The following is a 20,512-nucleotide window of genomic DNA, read 5'->3' on the forward strand; positions in this document are numbered from 1 at the left end:
CCTCCTCAGCGCAGCTTCGGGTCGAGGGCGTTGCGTACTGCTTCGCCGAGCATGATGAACGCCAGAACGGTGATGCTGAGCATGATCGACGGCCACAGCAGGATGTGCTGCGCCACACGGATCTGGGCGGCACCGCCGGAGATGTCGATACCCCAGGAGATGGTCGGCGAGGAGAGTCCCAGACCCAGGTACGACAGCGTCGCCTCGGCCGAGATGTAACCGCCGAGGGCGATGGTCGCGACGACGATCACCGGGGCCATGGCGTTCGGAAGGATGTGCCGGAACAGGATCCGGGTGGTGCCGGCGCCGAGAGCCTTGGCGGCGTGCACGTAGTCGGCCTGCTTGACCGTGATCACCGAACCGCGCATGACGCGGGCGATCTGGGTCCAGCCGAGGAACGCGAGGGCGAAGACGACCACCCAGACGGTCCGTTCGGTGAAGGACTGCAGCACCACCATCGCGCCGAGCAGGAAGGGGATGCCGAAGAAGATGTCGGTGATGCGCGACAGGATCGCGTCCGTGATACCGCCGAAGTAGCCGGCGAGCATGCCGAAGATGCCGCCGACCACCGTCACGATGAGCGTGACGGCGATGCCCACGATGATCGAGGCGCGGGTGCCGTAGATCAGACGCGCGTAGACACTGCGGCCCTGGACGTCGTAGCCGAACCACTCGGGCGATCCGACCTTGCTGAGCTCCGGCTTGCCGAGGTAGTGCTTCACCAGGTCGCCGGTGGTCGGCGACGCGCTGGTGAACAGGCCCGGCCACGCCGTGATGAGCAGCAGGAAGAAGATCAGGACCGACGACACCACGAAGTACGGGTTGCGGCGCAGGTCCCGCCAGGCGTCGCCCCAGAGGCTGCGGGGCTTGTCGGCCTTCTGCGGCGCCGCGGTGGAGGCCGACGGCGGCGCGACGGCGTCCTCGGTCGCGTCGGCTGCGGTCTTGATCGCGTCAGGCATAACGGATCCTCGGGTCCAGGACCGCGTACAGCAGGTCGACGAGCAGGCTGGCGAGCAGATAGACGAGCACCAGGATGGTGACCAGGCCGACCAGGGTGGTGCCTTCACGCCGGATGATCGACTGGTAGATGGTGCCGCCGACACCCTGAACGTTGAACAGACCCTCGGTGACGACCGCTCCGCCCATCAGGGCGCCGATGTCGGTGCCGAGGAAGGTCACGACGGGGATCATGGAGTTGCGCATCAGATGGACACCGATGACACGGCGGCGGGGCAGGCCCTTGGCGACCGCGGTGCGCATGTAGTCGGCGCGCAGGTTCTCCGCCATCGTGGTCCGGGTGAGCCGGGCGACATAGGCGAGCGAGAGACCACCGAGCACGATCGCCGGGGCGAGCAACTGCGACCAGTCCTCGGGGTCGTTGACGTTCGGCTCGATCCAGCCGAGCTGGAAGGCGAAGACCGTCTTGATGATGAAGCCGAGGACGAACACCGGGATCGAGATGATCAGCAGCGTGACGATCAGGATCAGGTTGTCCGCCAGTCGGCCGGCACGCAGACCCGCGATGATGCCGAGGCCGAGGCCGAGGACGAGCTCGATGAGGAACGCCAGGGCGGTGAGCCTGATCGTGACGGGGAACGCATCACCCAGGACATCGGTGACCGGACGCCCGCTGGCGATCTGGTTGCCGAAGTCGAAGTGAAGGACGATGTCCGTCATGTAGTTCCAGTACTGCTGCATGATCGGGAGATCCAGCCCCAGGTCATGTCTGATCTTGGCGATGGTCGCGGGGTCAGCACCCTTGTCCCCGAACAACCCTGCCACGGGGTCACCGGGCAGGGTGTACACCATGAGGAAGATCAGCAGGGTCGTCCCGAGGAAGACCGGGACCATCTGGAGCAGTCGTCGTGCGACATAGCGCCCCATCGTGCCTCCATAAAGATGTGGCAGCCGCAGCCGACGGGCCCTTCCGTGGCACCCCTGCCCTGGAGTTCAGGGTAGCGAGTACCACGGAAGGACCGGACAGCCGCTGCGTCAGGGCCGGAGGTGGAGCTGACAGACCGTCAACTCCACGCCGGCGAGCGGACTACGCTGAGATGGTTACTTCTTGACCTGGACGTTTTCCAGGATCGGGTCGCCGTCCTGCGCGTACGCAACGCCGGTGACCTTCTCCGAGTAGCCCGCGTTGACCTTGTAGTACCAGAGCGGGATGGAGGGCATGTAGTTGACAAGCTCCTTCTCGATCTCCTGGTAGGCCTTCACGGACTCGTCCAGCGTCGCAGCGCTGTCCGCCTTGGTGATCTTCGCGTCCAGGCCCGCGTCGGTGAAGTCGCCCTGGTTGCCGGCCGCGGCCGTCTTAAAGAGATCACGGAGGAAGTTGGAGTTGACCGGGTAGTCGAGCACCCAGCCGGAGCGGTACAGGGACTTGACCTGCTTGGTCTTCCGGGCCTGGAGGTCGGCCTGGAAGTCCGGCTTGGCGTCACCGACACACTTGACGCCGGTGGCCTGGGTGATGCTGTTGCAGACAGCCTCGACCCACTCCTTGTGACCACCGTCGGAGTTGAACTGGATGGAGATGGCGTTACCGGGAACGCCGCCACCCTCCTTGATCATCGCCTTGGCCTTGGCCGGGTCGAACTTGGTGACGTCGCCCGCGGCGTTCTCCTGGAAGCCCAGGACGCCCTTCGCGACCCAGCCGGTCGCCGGCTCACGCGTACCCTGCAGCACCGTCTTGGTGATGGTGGCACGGTCGATGGCCATCGACAGACCCTGGATGACCTTCGGGTCGACCTTCTTCGGCTTCTTCCACTGGTCCGCGTAGAAGGCGACGGCGATCGACTGGATGGCGGAGTACGCCTGGTCCACGGCACGGTCACCGAGGTCGGTGCGGTAGACCGGGAGGTCCTTGGGCGCGATCTGACGCAGCACGTCGACGTTGCCGGACTTGAGGTCCTCGTAGGCGGTCTCGAGGGTGGTGTAGTTCTTGAAGATCACACCACCGTTCTTCGCCTTGTTCTCGCCCTTGTAGCCGTCGTACCGGACGATCTTGATCTGCTTCTTGTGGTCCCAGCTCTCGAACTTGTAGGGACCGTTGCCGATCGGCTTCTGGCCGGCGGCCTTCGGGTCCTTGTAGAAGGCCTCGGGGAGCGGCGAGAAGACCTCGTAGCCGAGCTTGTACGCGAAGTACGGGATCGGGGCGGTGAGTTCGATCGTGAAGGTGGAGTCGTCCACGACCTTCAGACCGGTCATGGCGGCGGCCGTGGCCTTCGCGCCTTCCTTCTCCGGGTGGAGGGCCTCGTAGCCCTTGATGTCGGAGAACCAGGAGGCGTTGCCCTGGTTGTTCGCGATGTTCGCGGCCCAGTTCCACGCCTTGACGTAGGACTCGGCGGTGACCGGCGTCCCGTCGTGGAACGTCCAGCCCTTCTTGAGCTTGACGGTCCAGACCTTGCTGTCCTTGCTGTCGACCGCCTCGGCGTTCACCATGGTGAGCTTGCCGTCGGGCGTGTAGTCGACCAGCTGCGAGAACAGACCGCTCATCACGATCGAGCCGTTCGACTCCATCGTGTCGGCCGGGTGCAGAGCCTTCTCGGGCTCACCCACCTCGACCGAGAAAATGCCGTTCGGGTCAACCTCACCCTTGGCGTCGCTGCCCTTGCCGCTCCCGCCACCACAGGCAGTCGCTGCCAGAGCGACGACAATCGCACCTGCTACCCACTTGGCGCTGTTGGCACCGCGCATGGGTTCCTCCTCATGAGTCCACTTGTCACTACAAGAAGGGCAAAGAAAGGCACGCCGACACCCCTGACGACGCTCATTCAAATGCCCCGAGTGTGCTCGTGAGTCGGCGCTCCCCACAGCGCTTGACCCATTGACCCGAGCTCAATGGAGCCAACTATTGAGTACGCCCGAGCCGTAAACCACACTTCAAGGGTCTCGTTTTGACAACATCGCCAGGCCCCCTGAGCCCGATATCCGGACAAAGCGAGCACAGACAGACACACGCGAAACGGACCGTTAACACATGTTCCGGAGTTCGACGCCCGATATCCGGACACTTGCCCCATCAAAATGAATTGACGAACGGCCCGGCCCCCCTCGGTTCCGAGAGGGGCCGGGCCGTTGCGTCGAGCACGCAACTGACGGGACGTCAGCCGGTTTGTTGTCAGTTGCGCTTGGCGCGCGAGGCGGTACGGCCGCGCTCCTTCTGGTCCAGGACGACCTTGCGGATACGGACCGTCTCCGGGGTCACCTCGATGCACTCGTCGTCGCGGCAGAACTCCAGCGACTGCTCCAGCGAGAGCTTGCGCGGCGGCACCACGTTCTCGGTGGTGTCCGCGGACGCGGCGCGCATGTTGGTGAGCTTCTTCTCCTTGGTGATGTTCACGTCCATGTCGTCGGCGCGCGAGTTCTCACCAATGATCATGCCCTCGTAGACTTCGGTGCCTGCCTCGGTGAAGATGACACCGCGCTCCTGGAGGTTGATCATCGCGAACGGCGTCACCGTGCCCGCGCGGTCCGCGACCAGCGAGCCGTTGTTACGGGTGCGCAGCTCGCCGAACCACGGCTCGTGGCCCTCGAAGATGGAGTGGGCGATGCCGGTGCCGCGGGTCTGCGTCAGGAACTCCGTACGGAAACCGATGAGCCCGCGGGACGGGACGATCCACTCCATGCGGATCCAGCCCGAGCCGTGGTTGGTCATGGTCTCCATACGGCCCTTGCGGGTCGCCATCAGCTGGGTGATGGCGCCGAGGTGCTCCTCGGGCGAGTCGATCGTCATGCGCTCGATCGGCTCGTGCAGCTTGCCGTTGATCTCCTTGGTGACCACCTCGGGCTTGCCGACGGTCAGCTCGAAGCCCTCCCGGCGCATGGTCTCGACGAGAATCGCGAGCGCGAGCTCACCGCGGCCCTGGACCTCCCAGGCGTCGGGACGCTCGGTGGGCAGGACGCGCAGCGAGACGTTACCGATGAGCTCGCGGTCCAGACGGTCCTTCACCAGACGGGCGGTGACCTTGTGGCCCTTGCCGCCCTTGCCGACGAGCGGCGAGGTGTTCGTACCGATGGTCATCGAGATCGCCGGCTCGTCGACCGTGATCAGCGGAAGCGCGATCGGGTTCTCCGGGTCGGCCAGCGTCTCGCCGATCATGATCTCGGGAATGCCGGCGACCGCGCAGATGTCGCCCGGACCCGCCTTCTCGGCCGGCTTGCGGGTGAGCGCCTCGGTCATCATCAGCTCGGTGATGCGGACGTTGGACATGGTGCCGTCGCGCTTGATCCAGGCGACGGTCTGTCCCTTCTTCAGCTCGCCCTGCTCGACGCGGAGCAGCGCGATACGGCCGAGGAAGTTGTCGGCATCGAGGTTGGTGACGTGGGCCTGGAGCGGTGCGGACTCGCCGTACTCGGGAGCCGGCACGTGCTCCAGGATCGTGGTGAAGAACGGCTCCAGGCTGTCGCTGTCGGCCGGGACGGTGCCGTCCTCCGGCTTGGTCAGCGAGGCGATGCCGTCACGGGCGCAGGCGTAGACGATCGGGAACTCGATCTGGTCCTCGGTCGCGTCCAGGTCGAGGAACAGGTCGTACGTCTCGTCGACGACCTCGGCGATGCGGGAGTCCGGGCGGTCCGTCTTGTTGATGCAGAGGATGACCGGCATCTTCGCGGACAGCGCCTTGCGCAGCACGAAGCGGGTCTGCGGAAGCGGGCCCTCGGAGGCGTCGACGAGCAGGACGACCGCGTCCACCATCGACAGACCGCGCTCCACCTCGCCACCGAAGTCGGCGTGGCCGGGGGTGTCGATGATGTTGATGGTGATCGGGGCCCCGCCGTCCTTGGGGTGGTACTTCACGGCGGTGTTCTTCGCCAGGATCGTGATGCCCTTCTCACGCTCCAGGTCGTTCGAGTCCATCATGCGGTCGTCGAGGTGCTCGGCGGCGTGCGCGGCGAAAGCACCGGCCTGCTTCAGCATGGCGTCGACCAGGGTGGTCTTGCCATGGTCGACGTGGGCGACGATGGCAACGTTACGGATGTCGTGGCGCGTGGGCATGCTGGCTGGCGCTTCTCTCGATCGTGGGATCAGGCGTTTGACCGTCATGGCCTCGTCCGCCCGCCGGGCGGACGCGCCACGGCTAGTCCCATGGTACGGGGCCGCCGCGTCGTGGGCTTCCCGGCCCGATCGGGAGGAGCATCTTGTAACACTGGGGGTGCAGTGGAGTGTGAGCAGGAACCCCGGGTCAAGGGTGAGATGATCATGCCCGCCGGGGGCGCCGGCGGGCAAGTGATTTAAGCCACTTTTAAGCGTGTGACCTGATACTTCTCAGGAGGAATCGGGTCCTGTCACCTCTTGAAGCCGATGTCCTGGTAGCGGGGGGACGCGAAACCGAATGCACCGGCGTTCAGCAGCGCCGGCTTCGCCGCCACCAGCTCGGGACGCTGGTACAGCGGGATGGATCCGGCAGCGGCCCAGATCCGGGCGTCGGCCCGGCGCACCAGATCGCGCGCGGCGTCCTCGTCCAGCTCGGAGGCCGCCTGGTCGAAGAGCTGGTCGATGTAGTCCGAACCGACCCGGGTGTAGTTCTGCTCCACCAGCAGGGAGCCGTCGGTGGCCGGCTCGGGCTTGGCGAAGATCGGGCGGGCGTCGGTCGCCGGGTAGGCGGTGGCGGGCCAGGAGTAGAGCGCCATGTCGTAGTCGCCCGAGGCGATGTGGTCCTTGAAGTAGCTGTCGTCGGAGACTTTGGTGATCTCGGCGTGCACCCCGATGCGGTCGAGCATGCGCGCGATCCTGTCGCCGACGGTGCGCAGCGCCTCGGAGCCGGGGCCCGAGGGGAGCACGAAGCGCAGGTTCAGCGGCTTGCCGTCCTTGCCGAGCTGACCGCCGGCCCGGGCTGGGGCGACGGTGCCGCGGGGGGCGTACGCCCCGGCGACGGGCGCTTTTCTGTCATGGGCGCCGGTCCTTGAGCCGGGGGCGGTGTCGTCGTCCAGCGACTCGGCCTGGCGCTGGAGGGCCAGGCCCTGGAGCGCGGCGGCCGGGGCGGGGGCGAGGATGCGCGTACCGCCGGCGTCGCGGCCATGGCCGACGCCCCCGGGCTTGTCGTCGTCACCGACGATGTACAGCCCCTCGTCGGACGCGACGTCCTCTTCCTTGTTCTCCTTCTCTTCGGCCGCCTTGGCCGCCTTGGCCGCCTTGGCCGCCTTGGCCGATGCCTTGGCGGTCGCCTCGGCCGTTTCCTTGACCGCTTCCTTGGGAGCGGTCTTGGGCGCGGGCTTCGTGGCCGTGGTGGTGGCGCCCGCCTTGGGTGAGGTCGTGGCTGCTCCCGCCTCCCCGCCCGCCTTGGCCGGGCTCGTCGGCTTCGTACGCGCTCCGGCGGGCGTCCATCCCGCGTCGGCGAGCAGAGCCTGCGCCTCCTGCATGTTCTGGCCGCCAAGCGCACTGCTGTTGTCGGTGTAGGCGCGCTGCCCCGCCAGCGCCAGATGACTGCCGAGCGGGTTCGCGGGCAGGCCCAGCGGGGTCAGCACCGCTTCGGCCAGCTCCTTGCGGTCGAGCGCACGGGCCACCGCGCGGCGCACCCGGTCGTCGGCGAGCGGGCCGGACTCACCGTTCAGCGCGAGCTGCGTGTACGCGGGCTCCAGCGACTTGCGGACCACATAGCCGCGCAGGGCCTTCTGCTCGGTGGCGTACGCGCTGATCGCCGCGGCGGTCCGCTTGCGGGCCAGCCGTGCGGCCTCGGCCTTCCCCTTGTCGGAGCCGTTCGCCAGCGCCCAGGCCTTGAGGGCGCCGGACGGTGTGACGGCGGCACCGGGGCCGTGGGTGAGAGGCTGACCCGCCGCTCCCTTGTCCTTGAGCGCGAGAGCGATACGGTCCGCGGTGGCCCGGTCGACCTCGGCGATGTCCAGGGTGCCGGCCGCGAGGGCGGCGGCGCGCCGGTCACGCGGCACGGCGGTCAGCACCAGCCGTTCCAGCTTCGCCTGCTCGCCCCACCAGCGGGGATTGCGGACGAGCGTGGTCGTGCCCGCCTTGGCGTCGACGGACTTCAGCTGGAAGGGACCCGCCGTCGCCTTGAGCATGGTGCGTGCCCCGTCGTTGAAGGAGGCCGGGGTTCCGGTCACGTCCTTCGGATAGAGCGGGGTGAAGAGGGACTGCCAGTCGGCGTACGGCTTCTTGAACGTGATCTTGACTTCGAGGTTGTTGGCACCCCGCTCGATCTTCTCGATCCGCTCGTAGCCGGCGTTGCGCGCGGTCCAGTACGCCGAGTCCTTGCCGCTCAGCGCCCGCCACTGGGAGACGAAGTCGGCCGCGCCGATCTCACGGCCGTCGCTCCACACCGCCTTCTGGTTGAGCTTGTAGAGGACGACCTGCTTGGGCTCGCGCTTGACGATTTCGGCCGATTCGACGAAGTCGGGGTTGCGCCGCGGCCGCCCCCGCTCGTCGAGGGTGAAGAGGGAGGGGAGCACGGCCCCGGCGATCCGGGCCGTGGCGGCGTCTGCGTCGGCCTGATAGGCGTTGAGCGTGGTGGGCATCGCGTCGATCGCCCAGCGGAGCGTGCCGCCGTCGGCGACCAGGTTCCGCCCGGTGAGCGCGATGTCCTGGGCCGCGGCCCTGGCCTCGCTCTCGGAGTCGCTCGAGCTGCAGCCCGACAGGACGGGCAGGGCGAGCACTCCGCTGGTGAGAAGCGCGACGGAGCGGAGTGTCCGGGAGCATGTCCTCCCGCGTGGCGCATCGACCTGGGACATGTCTTGTACCTCATCGTCCTGTTTTGCGGAATTTAGAGATGATCACACCGATTCCCGTCCACTGAAGTGGAACGGGCGCGCCAGCCGACGGCGACACGGCGCCAGCCACCCCAAGGTCACCCGTGCGGTCCAACGAGGAACGGGGTATATCCCTGCATAAAGGGTGAAAATGGGGGGAGTGAGAAACAAGCCACAAGGGGCGCGCTCACAGCGCATGCGCCGATCAATCCCTGCACGTCCCTTCACAAGCGGGGACGTGACGCGCAACACTCGCAGGCGCATGAGCGATGCCACCGCACCCTGCGGAAGTGAGGGCAAGTCATGTCCCAGCAGGAAGATCTGACAGCGCTTCATCAGCGCCTCGACGAGCTCGTCCAGCGTGTGGGCGACCTGGAACGCACCGTCGATCAGCTGCGTGGCGCCGCCGGCCCGGCCACGCCCGCCGAACCGGAGAAACCGAGCCGCCCCGAGCTGGTCACGATCCCCGACGTCCCGTACAACAACGCGCTGTGGACGGACTCGGACGACGAGGGCCTGGGCGTCCGAGACCGGCACGCCCCCTAGGAGACCTCGTTGGCCACAGGTACGGAACCACCACAAGTCAATACGGGCGTGCACAGCGCGACGCGCGCCGCCATCGGCCCCCGCCATCTGCGGAGCGACCGCTGGTGGCTGGCGCCCGCGCTGACCGCCGGCGGACTGCTCGCCTTCATCGTCTACTCGACCTGGCGAGCCTTCGCGAACGCCGACTACTACGCGGCACCGTATGTCTCGCCGTTCTACTCCCCCTGCCTGGCGGAGAACTGCGAGACAATGCGGGGCGGCCCCAACTGGGAGATCTTCGGCAGCTGGTGGGGTCTGTCCCCGGCGCTGCTGATCCTGATCTTCCCGCTGGGCTTCCGGCTCACCTGCTACTACTACCGCAAGGCCTACTACCGGGGCTTCTGGGCCTCACCACCGGCCTGCGCGGTCGCCGAGCCGCACAGGAAGTACACCGGCGAGACACGCTTCCCGCTGATCCTGCAGAACATCCACCGGTACTTCTTCTACGCGGCGCTGCCGGTCGCCGGGATCCTCACGTACGACACCGTGCTCGCGTTCCGCGACGAGCACTACCAGTGGGGCCACATGGGCCTCGGCACGATCGTCTTCATGGTCAACATCGTGCTGATCTGGGCGTACACCCTCTCCTGCCACTCCTGCCGGCACATCATCGGCGGGCGGCTGAAGCACTTCTCCAAACACCCGGTGCGCTACCGCCTGTGGGGCTGGGTCGGCCGGCTGAACGAGCGGCACATGCTCCTCGCGTGGGCGTCTCTGATCAGCGTCGCGCTCGCCGACTTCTACGTCTATCTCGTCGCGTCCGGTGCCTTCGACGATCCGAGGTTGTTCTGACATGACCCAACTCGAACGGCAGCAGTGGGACGTCGTGGTGGTGGGAGCGGGCGGCGCCGGGCTGCGGGCCGCCATCGAGGCGCGCGAGAAGGGCGCCCGTACGGCGGTGATCTGCAAGTCCCTCTTCGGCAAGGCCCACACGGTGATGGCCGAGGGCGGCATCGCGGCCTCCATGGGCAATGTGAACTCCGGTGACAACTGGCAGGTGCACTTCCGCGACACCATGCGCGGCGGAAAGTTCCTCAACCAGTGGCGGATGGCCGAACTGCACGCACGGGAGGCCCCCGACCGGGTCTGGGAGCTGGAGACCTGGGGAGCCCTCTTCGACCGCACGGCCGACGGGAAGATCTCCCAGCGCAATTTCGGCGGCCACGAGTACCCGCGGCTCGCTCACGTCGGCGACCGGACCGGCCTGGAGCTGATCCGCACGCTCCAGCAGAAGATCGTCGCGCTGCAGCAGGAGGACTTCAAGGAGACCGGCGACTACGAGTCGCGGCTGAAGGTCTTCCAGGAGTGCACGGTCACCCGGGTCCTCAAGGACGGCGAACGGGTCTCCGGCACCTTCTGCTACGAGCGCGAGTCGGGCCGTTTCTTTGTGCTGGAAGCCCCCGCGGTGGTCCTGGCGACCGGCGGCATCGGCAAGTCCTTCAAGGTGACGTCGAACTCCTGGGAGTACACCGGCGACGGGCACGCGCTGGCACTGCTGGCCGGGTCACCGCTGGTCAACATGGAGTTCGTGCAGTTCCATCCGACGGGCATGGTCTGGCCTCCGTCGGTCAAGGGAATCCTTGTCACGGAGTCGGTGCGCGGCGACGGAGGGGTGCTGCGCAACTCCGAGGGCAAGCGGTTCATGTTCGACTACGTCCCCGACGTCTTCAAGGAGAAGTACGCGCAGTCGGAGGAGGAGGGCGACCGCTGGTACGAGGATCCGGACCACAACCGGCGTCCGCCCGAGCTGCTGCCCCGTGACGAGGTGGCCCGCGCCATCAACTCCGAGGTGAAGGCGGGCCGCGGCTCCCCGCACGGCGGTGTGTTCCTGGATGTCTCCACGCGCATGCCTGCGGAGGTCATCCGCAGGCGGCTGCCGTCGATGTACCACCAGTTCAAGGAACTGGCGGACGTCGACATCACGGCGGAGGCGATGGAGGTGGGCCCGACCTGCCACTACGTGATGGGTGGTATCGCGGTCGAGTCGGACACCGCGTCCGCGCTGAAGGTCCCCGGGCTGTTCGCGGCCGGCGAGGTGGCGGGCGGGATGCACGGCTCCAACCGCCTCGGCGGCAACTCCCTCTCCGACCTGCTGGTCTTCGGCCGGCGGGCGGGGCTGCACGCGGCGGAGTACGCGGAAGGCCTCGGCGCGAGGCCGGCGGTGGCGGAAGCCCAGATCGACGCGGCAGCCGCGGAAGCCCTGCGCCCGTTCAGCGCCGAGGGGCCACAGCCCGGCGAGGAGAACGGCCGGCCGCCGGACAATCCCTACACGCTCCACCAGGAGCTCCAGCAGACGATGAACGACCTGGTCGGCATCATCCGACGCGAGGCCGAGATGGAACAGGCGCTGGAGAAGCTGTCCGATCTGCGCGTACGGGCACGGCGCGCCGGGGTCGAGGGCCACCGGCAGTTCAACCCCGGCTGGCACCTTTCGCTGGATCTGCGGAACATGCTGCTGGTCAGCGAATGCATCGCACGGGCGGCACTGGAGCGCACCGAGAGCCGCGGCGGGCACACCCGCGAGGACTGCCCGGCCATGGAGCGCGAGTGGCGGCGGGTCAATCTGCTCTGCGCGCTCGTCGATCCCACGGGCGGACTGGCTGCCACCGATCCGGTACAGGGCCAGATCGCGCTCGAACGGAGGACGACCGAGCCCATCCGTCCCGACCTGCTCGCTCTCTTCGAGAAGGAGGAGCTGGTCAAGTACCTCGCCGAAGAGGAGCTCTACGAGTGAGTTCGTACCAAGCCAACTTCAAGGTGTGGCGCGGTGATCAGGACGGCGGAGATCTTGAGGACTTCGCCGTCGAGGTGAACGACGGCGAGGTCGTCCTCGACATCATCCACCGCCTCCAGGCCACCCAGGCCTCCGATCTCGCGGTCCGCTGGAACTGCAAGGCGGGCAAGTGCGGTTCGTGCAGTGCGGAGATCAACGGCCGGCCACGGCTGATGTGCATGACCCGGATGTCGGTCTTCTCCCGCGAGGAGACGATCACCGTGACCCCGCTGCGGGCGTTCCCGGTCGTGCGGGACCTGGTGACGGACGTGTCCTTCAACTACACGAAAGCACGAGAAGTGCCCGCGTTCGTACCGCCGCCGGGGGTGCCGGCGGGTGAGTACCGCATGCGGCAGATGGATGTGGACCGCTCGCAGGAGTTCCGCAAGTGCATCGAGTGCTTTCTCTGTCAGGACACGTGCCATGTGGTGCGCGACCACGAGGAGAACAAGTCCGCCTTCGCCGGTCCGCGTTTTCTGATGCGGGTGGCCGAGCTGGACATGCACCCGTTGGACTCAGCCTTCGGGGCGGGCCTGGACCGCAAGAAGACCGCCCAGGAGGAACACGGACTCGGCTACTGCAACATCACCAAGTGCTGCACCGAGGTGTGTCCCGAGGGCATCAAGATCACCGACAATGCGCTGATCCCGCTGAAGGAACGGGCGGTGGACCGGAAGTACGACCCGCTGGTCTGGCTGGGCAACAAGATCAGGCGACGGGACGCGGGCGACTAGCGCGACCGGCAACTGGGGCGGCAGGGGCCACCGGGTAACTGGGGCGGCGGGCGACCGGCGCGACCTGGTGGCCCGGTGGCTGGGGCGACCGGCTCACTGGCGCGGCAGGGCGAGCGGCGTCTCTCTTACGGATCAGGCCCTGACTGCCGTCCGGTCGGCGGGGCCGCGCCCGGCTCGGTGGCCCACGCTCCCCCAGCCGTTGCGGTACGCCGTCCAGTCCCCTTCCTCCGCCGCGAAGTCGACATAGAGCGCCACGCCGAAGCGCTGCCGGTCGCGGTCCGTGCGCCCGAGCCCCAGCCGGGCTCCGCGGATCGCGGCCGCGGCCGTCTCCGCGTGCTCCCAGTGGCCCATCTTGTCCTCATGGAAGAAGGGCAGGCCCATCAGCAGATCGGTGCCCTTCGGGGTGACCTCCAGGGCGAGCGCCGTCTGCTCGGCGACATAGCCGCCGTACAGGCTCTCCAGCGGCATGGAGGTGTCGTACGACATCACGGCTATCTGGTCGACGCGGCGGGCGACCTGGCCGAAGAACTCCTGCGACCACCACTTGGGGTGCCCCGTGAGGCCGCCCGCCGCGGAGTGCAGCGCCGGGAGCGGGTCTATCTGGTGGGAGGCCACGGAGAGCGGGACCTTGTGGGCGCGGGTGAGCTCACGCAGGTCGTCCAGCAGGGAGAGGTAGTCACGGTCTCCGGAGTGCAGCGGCTCCAGGTCGTAGTGCACGCCGTCGAAACCGGTGTCCAGGACCTGGGAGGTGGAGCGCACGACGGCGGCACGGGTGCCCGTGTCCTGCAGCTTCAGCCCGTCCGGGCCCTCGGTCGCCAGTTTGTCACCGAGCCATGCCTGCACCCGTATCCCGGGAAGCTTGCGGTGCACGGCATCGATCAGCCAACGCGCCCGCGGAGAGCGGTCGGCGGGCAGTGTCCCGTCGTGTTCCAGAGGTCCGGCATGGACATACAGATCCCGGATTCCCGTCCCCGCTATCCGCGCGGCGAAGGCGTCGAGGTCGGCGTCCTTCTTACGGCCGTCCACCCAGGCGTGGCCGAGCCAGACGGCATCCTTGCCGCGTGTGGTCGTGCCGTCCCGGAGCTCACCCGCGTAGTTGACGCGCAGGGCGATCGCGCCGGCGAGCGCGGGCACGAGAAGCCCAACGGCCAGGGCGAGCGCGACCCGTTTGGGCCACTTCAGCCACGGGCTCTTGAGCCGCACGCGTGCGCGGCTCAAGAGGTGGCGCGGTCGTACGGTCACTGGATCCCCCGTGAACAGTGCGTAGTGGTCTCCAACCCTAGACGCGGCCACTGACAGTCACGGTTACGTCCTGTGCGCAGAGGTGGGTCACATCGCTCCGGCCACCACCCCACACGGGTCACGTCGCGCGGGCCCGGTCGGCCCGATCCCCGAAGACGGGCCTCCGGCCGAGCGCCGGGGCCGGCTTCCGGCAGCCGGGCGGCGGCACGCGGGCAGGCGGGCAGGCGGGCAGGCGGGCACCGACGCCCGGCAGCTCGGCGGTGGCACGCGGCAGTTCGGCGCAAAAGACCCGAAAGCCCGGCTGCCGACCGCCTGTCCGCCCTGGTGCGCCGGACGGCGGGGTGCGCCTCGCCCCGTCAGAACATGCTGAGAAGCTGCTCGACCGTGGGCTCCGCCGTCGAGTCGCCGTCGGGGAGGGGGAGTTCGAACCAGACCGTCTTGCCGCGCGGGGTCCGGCGCGAGCCCCAGGCCGCGCTCAGCAGCCCCACCAGCTGGAGTCCGCGGCCACCCTCGTCGGTGTCACGCGCGCGGCGCCGTCTCGGCTGGACCAGGCCCGCGTCCCACACCTCGCAGACCAGGGTCCGGTCGCGCAGCAGCCGTAGGCGTATCTCACCCTCGCCGTACCGGAGCGCGTTGGTGACCAGCTCACTCACCAGCAACTCGACCGTGTCCACGAGCGCTTCGAGGTCCCAGGTGATCAGCTGGGCGCGGGCGAGTTCGCGTGCCCGGCCCACCGAGCGGGGCTCGCGGGGCAGCCGCCAGTCCCCGACGGCGTCGACAGGCAGCCCCTGGACGCGGGCCATCAGCAGGGCGATGTCGTCCTCGCCGTGCCGGGTGTCGAGCGTGTTCAGCACATGGTCACAGACGTCTTCCAGCGGGCGCACCGGATCGGTCAGCGCCCGGCGGAAGGCGCGCAGCCCCTCGTCGAGCGGGTGATGGCGGGATTCGACCAGCCCGTCGGTGTAGAGCGCGAGGAGGGCGCCCTCCGGCAGTTCGACCTCGACCTCCTCGAAGGGTTCGCCGCCCACGCCGAGCGGCATCCCCGGAGGCACGTCCAGCAGCAGGGCCTCCTCGCCCGGTTCGACGAGGACGGGCGGCAGATGACCGGCGTTGGCGAAGGTGCAGCGCCGGGTGACCGGGTCGTAGACGGCGTAGACACAGGTCGCCAGATAGACCTCGGAGAGGTCGGCGTCGCGGGACTTGTGGGCCACACGCGAGGCCTGCTGAGTCCCGCTGGGGCTCCCGAGGCCGCGGGCGATCTCGTCGAGCGCGGAGAGCACCTCGGCCGGCTCCAGGTCGAGCAGCGCCAAGGTTCTGACGGCGGTGCGCAGTTCGCCCATGGCGACCGCTGCGCGCAGACCGCGCCCCATCACGTCGCCCACCACGAGGGCGGTGCGGTGGCCGGGCAGTTCGATGACGTCGAACCAGTCGCCGCCCACCTCGGTGGCGGTGTTGCCCGGGAGATAGCGGCAGGCGATGTCCAGTCCGGCGGCCTCCGGGTCGCCGGGCGGGAGCAGGCTCCGCTGGAGGATCAGCGCGCGTTCGTGCTCTCTGCGGTAGAGCCGGGCGTTGTCCATGCAGACGGCGGCGCGGGCGGCGAGCTCGGTGGCGAGGGCCTGGTCCCGCTCCCCGAAGGGCTCGCTCCCCTTCGCCCGGGAGAACTGCACCAGGCCGACGACGGTGTCGTGGGCGACCATCGGCACCGCGAGCGTGGACTGGACGAGACTGCCCTCCTCGCCCGGGATCGCCTGGACCCTGGCGGTGCGAAGGGCGCTCGCGCAGGGCGAGTTGAAGGGATAGTGGTGGACCTCCCCGACCGCGGTGGCGGTGCTTGCCTCGTTCGTGGAGCCCGGGGCGGCCAGCAGCGGCGTGCCGGAGACGGCGCTGGCGAAGGCCACCCGGCGCAGCTCGGCGCTCCCGCCGCCGTAGCCCTCGGCGTGAGGGGATCCCCATCTGCCGGGTGGGGCCTCGTCGCCGGTGAGGAGTGCCTGGTAGAGGTCGACGGACGCGAGGTCGCAGAAGCCTGGGACGGCGACATCGAGAAGCTCGCGTGCGGTGGTCTCCAGGTCGAGCGAGTTCCCGATGCGGGCGCTCGCCTCGTTGAGGAGTGCGAGATTGCGGCGGGCGCTCGCGGCCTCGCGGGCGGCGATGTGGCGGCGGGTCACATCGGTGCCGACTCCGGCCACTCCGATGGGCCGCCCCGTACCGCTGTGCACCCGGTAGAGGTTGATCGACCAGTGCCTGCGGTCCGTGCTGCCGGGTGCCGCTCCGACGATCTGGAGGTCGATGGCGGACTCACCGGTCTCCAGGACTCGGCGCAGGGAGGCGTTCATCCGGTCCGCCTCGGGGCGGGAGAGGTAGTCGTGGACCGTACGACCGCGGTGGTCGTCGGCCACGCCCCCGAACACCGTCGCGAAGCGCTCGTTGGTCCGCTGCACCTTCAGATCCGTCCCGAACAGGAGGAAGCCAAAAGGAGATTGACCGAAAATAGCCTGCGAAGCGGCAAGATCGGTCTCGATCTGACGCAGTGCCCGGACATCGACGACGATACAGAGCGCCGCCCTCTCGCCGCTCTCCGTCTCACTCGGCATCACATAGACCTCGGCGATGCCGTGCGTACCGCCCTCGCCCGGCATACGGAAGGGGACCAGGCCCGTCCATTCCTTGCCGTCGAGTATCTCGGCAACCTGCCGGTGACCACGGGGACGGAGCTCGCAGGGCATGAAGACCTCGACCGGGTCCCTGCCCCTGACCTCGTCCGCAGTGACGCCGAAGAGATCTACGGCGCGCCTGCTCCACTGGTCGACCCGCCCGTCGGGGCCGATCGAGAAGGACGCCACCTTGATGTAGTCATAGATCGAGCCAGGCGGGCTGCTCTGCCACACGACATCGCTCACCGTCTCAGGTATTTCGCTCACGCGACCGTCCCCTCCAGCTCACCGCACCGGACCGGCCATGACCGCAGTATTCAGCACTACGGGCCCGACCGACACGGCGTTCACGATCACAGCAAGGTCTCGTTCATTTTCGGCCTGCTCATGGCCGGTTCGGAACGAGTAGGACGTGATCGTCTTCCCCCACACTCCTAACCAGTGAGAGCGAGCTCGAACCACACGGTCTTGCCCGTTCTGCCACGCCGGGTGCCCCACCGGCGAGCAGAACAGGCCACCAGTTGGAGTCCACGCCCGCCCTCGTCGTCGGGCTCCGCCGGCCGCTCGGTGGGCGGATCAGGAAGCGGGTCCGAGACCTCGACCAAGAGACTGGGGCCGCTCTCACCGGGCACGGACCGACACAGCCGGACCCCGATCGGGCCCGATGCATACCGCAGGGAATTGGTCACCAGCTCACTGACCAGCAGCACGGTCACATCACCGATGACCCGGTCCAGCCCCCAGCGCCTGAGGGTGTCGCGCACGGCATGCCGGGCGGCGCGCACGGCATCCGGTTCCGCAGGGAAGGTCCACTCGACGCATTCACCTTCGGTGTCGATCACGCCGCTCACTTCCCCAGATCCGCAAAGACCCAGCAGACCCACGTCCTATTTCGGGGGGTTAATCAGCACATACCCCATATTCGGGCCGGGTATCGCGACCGGCGCAGCAATCAGCGCACCGTGGCACGAACGGCGTACGGCTCAGGCGCGCGCGCCGCCCCGCCCGCCCTCGAGCAACAGCCGGGCAGCCTCCGCCACCGCGGGGCGGTCCTGGTCGAGCCAGTCCACGCTGTCGGCCTCGTGCGGCGCGAGCCAGCGCAGCTCGTCGTGGTCCTCCAGCGGGCGGGGCTCTCCCGAGACCAGCCGGGCCGTCCACACCTGAAGGACGTAGCCGGGCTTGAGCGGCCATTCACCGGGGATCCGCTCCAGCGGCTCGGTCTCGACGCCCAACTCCTCGCGCAGTTCGCGCACCAGCGCCTGCTCGGGGCTCTCACCCGGCTCCAGCTTGCCCCCGGGCAGCTCCCAGCGGCCTGCGAGTTCTTCTGGGGCGCTGCGGCGCGCCGCGAGCAGCCGTCCCCGGTCGTACACCGCTCCGGCAACCACCACGACGCGAACCGGCGGTCCGGGGGGTGCTCCGCGGAAAGGCACAGTATTCATGCGCCGGAGCATAAGGTGCGCCCCGCCGCGGCCTCGCTAAGGGCTGTCCCGCCAATCCCCACCGGGCGCACGGCGTCAGCTGCGGTGCGCTGACCGCCGAGGACTACGGGACAGTCCTCAGGGCGTCGTCTGCCCGATCCGCTCCACCGAGTACAGCTGCTTGTGCCCCCGGCCGTCGAGGGTGTCCGCGATCTGCTGGGCCTCGTCCTCGGTGGCGTACCGTCCGACGCGATAGCGATTGCCGTTGTCGTCCTGCCGGATGACCAGCCAGGGCAGTACAGCGCCGGTGTCGTTCATCGCGCCCCTCCCTCGGCCGGCCCGGATGTCTGTAACGATCGCCAGGAAACCGCAGTACGCATATGCCCGAGCCTACGCCTGACCTTTACTCAGCGGATACGGGTTTTTACAAAGAGATATGAAAGAGGGGCGTACCCGTCTGGATACGCCCCCCTCTGGCTGATTCCGGGCCGCTTCACACTCCCCGGGCAGGCAGGGTCGGCACCGGCATCAGCACCGGGCCGGCCGTCGCCGGGTCCTTGCGGCAGATGTCCCCGCACTCCGAGTCGAGCGAGCAGCACAGTGAGCAGATCGGTCCCGACTGCACCGGGCAGTCCGCGATGTCGGGCAGTTCGTACGCCGTCTCGCACACGGCGCAGGTGTGCGTGGCGGTGATCTCTCCGGTCACGGCGTCGGCCGCTGCCCCTTCCGCAGAGACCGGGCCGTCGCCCTGGACGTGGCCCCATACCGGGTTCGGCCGCGCCAGGTAGTACTTCCCCTTCGTCGCCCAGGCGATCAACGGACAGAGGATCAGGGCGAGTCCGGCGGCGATGAAGGTCGAGAACGCCTCGGCGTAGCGGCCGAAGAGCCCGAAGAAGGCGAGAATGGAGACGGTCGACGCGATCGCCATCGCCCCGAAGCCGGCCGGGTTCACGGCGTAGAGGTAAGCCCGCTTGAACTCGATGTAGCGGGGGCTGAGTCCGATTCGCTTGTTGATGACGAGGTCGGCGGCGACGGCCGCGATCCAGGCGATGCCCACGTTCGAATAGAAGCCCAGCAGCTTGTTGAGGGCCGCGAACATGTTCATCTCCATCAGCGTCAGCGCGATGGCGAGGTTGAGGAAGATGTACCAGACCCGGCCCGGGTGCTTGTGGGTGATACGGGAGAAGAAGTTCGACCAGGACAGCGAGCCGCTGTAGGCGTTGGTCACATTGATCTTGACCTGCGAGACGATCACGAACAGCGCGGCGGCGGGCAGCGCCACCGAGCCGAGCCAGGGCTTCAGCGCCTCGATCTGCGGGGCGATCGGCTCCAGGGCGTGTGTCTTGCCGACCGCCTCCAGCGCGACGAAGGCGAGGAACGCACCACCGAGCTGCTTGGCGGCCCCGATGATGACCCAGCCGGGCCCCGCGGCGAGCACGGCGATATTCCAACGGCGCTTGTTCGCCACCGTCCTGGCCGGCATGAAGCGCAGATAGTCGGCCTGTTCGCCGATCTGGGCGATGAGAGAGAGCGCGACGCCGGTGCCGAGGCCGAAGCCGATCCAGGAGAAGCCCGAGCCCGCCCCTTCCGTACCGCCGAACGAGCCGAACGCACCCCAGGCGTCAGGGGATTCGAAGGCCAGCACGACGAAGGGCAGCACCATGCCCACGATCCACACCGGCTGGGTCCACGCCTGCACCTTCGCCAGCGCGCCCATCCCCCGGAAGACGATCGGGATGACGATCAGCGTGGTGAGCAAGTAGCCGATCTGAACCGGCAGTCCGATCGCCTGGTGCATGGCCTGAGCCATGATCGAGCCTTCGAGCGCGAAGAAGATGAAGGTGAAGGAGGCGTAGATCAGAGAGGTGAGCGTCGAGCCGAAGTAGCCGAAGCCGGCACCGCGGGTCACGAGGTCCATGTCCAGGCCGTAGGTCGCGCAGGCCCGGGCAATGGGGATTCCGGTGAGAAAGATGATCACCGCGGCGGTGAGGATCGAGGCGAATCCGCTGGTGAAACCGTAGGTGAAGACGATCGACGCGCCGATCGCGAAGTCCGCGAGATAGGCGATGCCGCCGAGCGCCGTACCCGCAACCATCGCGGGCGACCAGCGCCGGAAGGAGTGCGGCGCATAGCGCAGCGAATAGTCCTCGCGGCTCTCGTCGGCTGCGAGTTTGGCGTAGCGCCGCTTCGGCAGGTCCTGTTCGGATGCCTGGGTGGCGGTGGGGGTGGGGGTGGCGGTGTCCGTCATCGGCGACTTCCCGTTCGTCGGTCCCGTATGCAGTGGGCTGGACTGCACGAACCGGAAGGTAGAAGTCGGACATGACAGGGCGTCGCAGCGGGCGATTGCCCCCGCGTTACGGCAGGCGGGCGGGGGTTAACTCGTCATCACGGGCCCCGGACACGCCGTCCGGG

General features: G+C 68.2%; 15 protein-coding genes. 4 read left to right on the forward strand and 11 right to left on the reverse strand.

Annotation, left to right across the window (positions count from 1 at the left end; genetic code table 11):
* Nucleotides 1-5: 5 nt before the first annotated feature.
* From OG293_RS11635 to OG293_RS11655, 5 genes are all read right to left on the reverse strand, one after another.
* Nucleotides 6-959: an ABC transporter permease gene (locus OG293_RS11635; protein ID WP_405998717.1), complete on the reverse strand. Its 954-nt coding sequence runs from the start codon at nucleotides 957-959 to the stop codon at nucleotides 6-8.
* Complete coding sequence (locus OG293_RS11640; protein ID WP_405998718.1) at nucleotides 952-1,884, reverse strand: ABC transporter permease; 933 nt, start codon at nucleotides 1,882-1,884, stop codon at nucleotides 952-954. The genes OG293_RS11635 and OG293_RS11640 overlap by 8 nt, the downstream gene beginning before the upstream one ends.
* Before the next feature lie 174 nt (nucleotides 1,885-2,058).
* Nucleotides 2,059-3,696 (reverse strand): ABC transporter substrate-binding protein, encoded by a 1,638-nt coding sequence (locus OG293_RS11645; RefSeq protein WP_405998719.1) that lies wholly within the window; start codon nucleotides 3,694-3,696, stop codon nucleotides 2,059-2,061.
* Between the two features lie 424 nt (nucleotides 3,697-4,120).
* Nucleotides 4,121-5,995, reverse strand: a complete 1,875-nt coding sequence (gene typA, locus OG293_RS11650; RefSeq protein WP_405998720.1) for a translational GTPase TypA — start codon at nucleotides 5,993-5,995, stop codon at nucleotides 4,121-4,123.
* A gap of 290 nt (nucleotides 5,996-6,285) precedes the next feature.
* Complete coding sequence (locus tag OG293_RS11655; RefSeq protein ID WP_405998721.1) at nucleotides 6,286-8,679, reverse strand: ABC transporter family substrate-binding protein; 2,394 nt, start codon at nucleotides 8,677-8,679, stop codon at nucleotides 6,286-6,288.
* Nucleotides 8,680-9,000: 321 nt separating this feature from the next.
* Here OG293_RS11655 and OG293_RS11660 point away from each other — a divergent pair, with 321 nt between their 5' ends.
* The 4 genes from OG293_RS11660 to OG293_RS11675 are packed head-to-tail and all read left to right on the forward strand — an operon-like array spanning nucleotide 9,001 to nucleotide 12,789.
* Nucleotides 9,001-9,243, forward strand: coding sequence for a hypothetical protein (locus tag OG293_RS11660; protein ID WP_405998722.1), 243 nt, complete (start codon nucleotides 9,001-9,003; stop codon nucleotides 9,241-9,243).
* Nucleotides 9,244-9,252: 9 nt separating this feature from the next.
* On the forward strand, nucleotides 9,253-10,074 hold the full coding sequence (locus OG293_RS11665) for a hypothetical protein (RefSeq protein ID WP_405998723.1): 822 nt from the start codon (nucleotides 9,253-9,255) through the stop codon (nucleotides 10,072-10,074).
* 1 nt (nucleotide 10,075) lies between these two features.
* Nucleotides 10,076-12,016, forward strand: a complete 1,941-nt coding sequence (locus OG293_RS11670) for a fumarate reductase/succinate dehydrogenase flavoprotein subunit (protein ID WP_405998724.1) — start codon at nucleotides 10,076-10,078, stop codon at nucleotides 12,014-12,016.
* On the forward strand, nucleotides 12,013-12,789 hold the full coding sequence (locus tag OG293_RS11675; RefSeq protein WP_405998725.1) for a succinate dehydrogenase/fumarate reductase iron-sulfur subunit: 777 nt from the start codon (nucleotides 12,013-12,015) through the stop codon (nucleotides 12,787-12,789). The genes OG293_RS11670 and OG293_RS11675 overlap by 4 nt, the downstream gene beginning before the upstream one ends.
* Nucleotides 12,790-12,921: 132 nt before the next feature.
* On the opposite strand, the gene OG293_RS11680 is transcribed toward OG293_RS11675, so the two are convergent.
* The 6 genes from OG293_RS11680 to OG293_RS11705 all read right to left on the reverse strand — a co-directional run bounded on the left by OG293_RS11680 (nucleotide 12,922) and on the right by OG293_RS11705 (nucleotide 20,348).
* Nucleotides 12,922-14,007, reverse strand: coding sequence for a hypothetical protein (locus OG293_RS11680; RefSeq protein WP_405998726.1), 1,086 nt, complete (start codon nucleotides 14,005-14,007; stop codon nucleotides 12,922-12,924).
* 380 nt (nucleotides 14,008-14,387) lie between these two features.
* Nucleotides 14,388-16,949, reverse strand: coding sequence for a SpoIIE family protein phosphatase (locus OG293_RS11685; protein ID WP_405998727.1), 2,562 nt, complete (start codon nucleotides 16,947-16,949; stop codon nucleotides 14,388-14,390).
* 167 nt (nucleotides 16,950-17,116) lie between these two features.
* Nucleotides 17,117-17,533 (reverse strand): ATP-binding protein, encoded by a 417-nt coding sequence (locus tag OG293_RS11690; RefSeq protein WP_405998728.1) that lies wholly within the window; start codon nucleotides 17,531-17,533, stop codon nucleotides 17,117-17,119.
* Nucleotides 17,534-17,665: 132 nt separating this feature from the next.
* Nucleotides 17,666-18,121: a (deoxy)nucleoside triphosphate pyrophosphohydrolase gene (locus OG293_RS11695; RefSeq protein ID WP_405998729.1), complete on the reverse strand. Its 456-nt coding sequence runs from the start codon at nucleotides 18,119-18,121 to the stop codon at nucleotides 17,666-17,668.
* Nucleotides 18,122-18,238: 117 nt separating this feature from the next.
* Nucleotides 18,239-18,418 carry an SPOR domain-containing protein gene (locus OG293_RS11700; RefSeq protein WP_405998730.1) on the reverse strand — a complete coding sequence of 60 codons (180 nt, stop codon included), beginning with the start codon at nucleotides 18,416-18,418 and terminating at the stop codon, nucleotides 18,239-18,241.
* A 175-nt stretch (nucleotides 18,419-18,593) separates the two neighbouring features.
* A complete protein-coding gene (locus OG293_RS11705) occupies nucleotides 18,594-20,348 on the reverse strand; it encodes a purine-cytosine permease family protein (protein ID WP_405998731.1) in 1,755 nt (584 codons plus the stop codon).
* Between the last annotated feature and the right edge of the window lie 164 nt (nucleotides 20,349-20,512).

The organism is Streptomyces sp. NBC_00829 (assembly GCF_045161795.1).
Classification (GTDB): Bacteria; Actinomycetota; Actinomycetes; order Streptomycetales; family Streptomycetaceae; genus Streptomyces.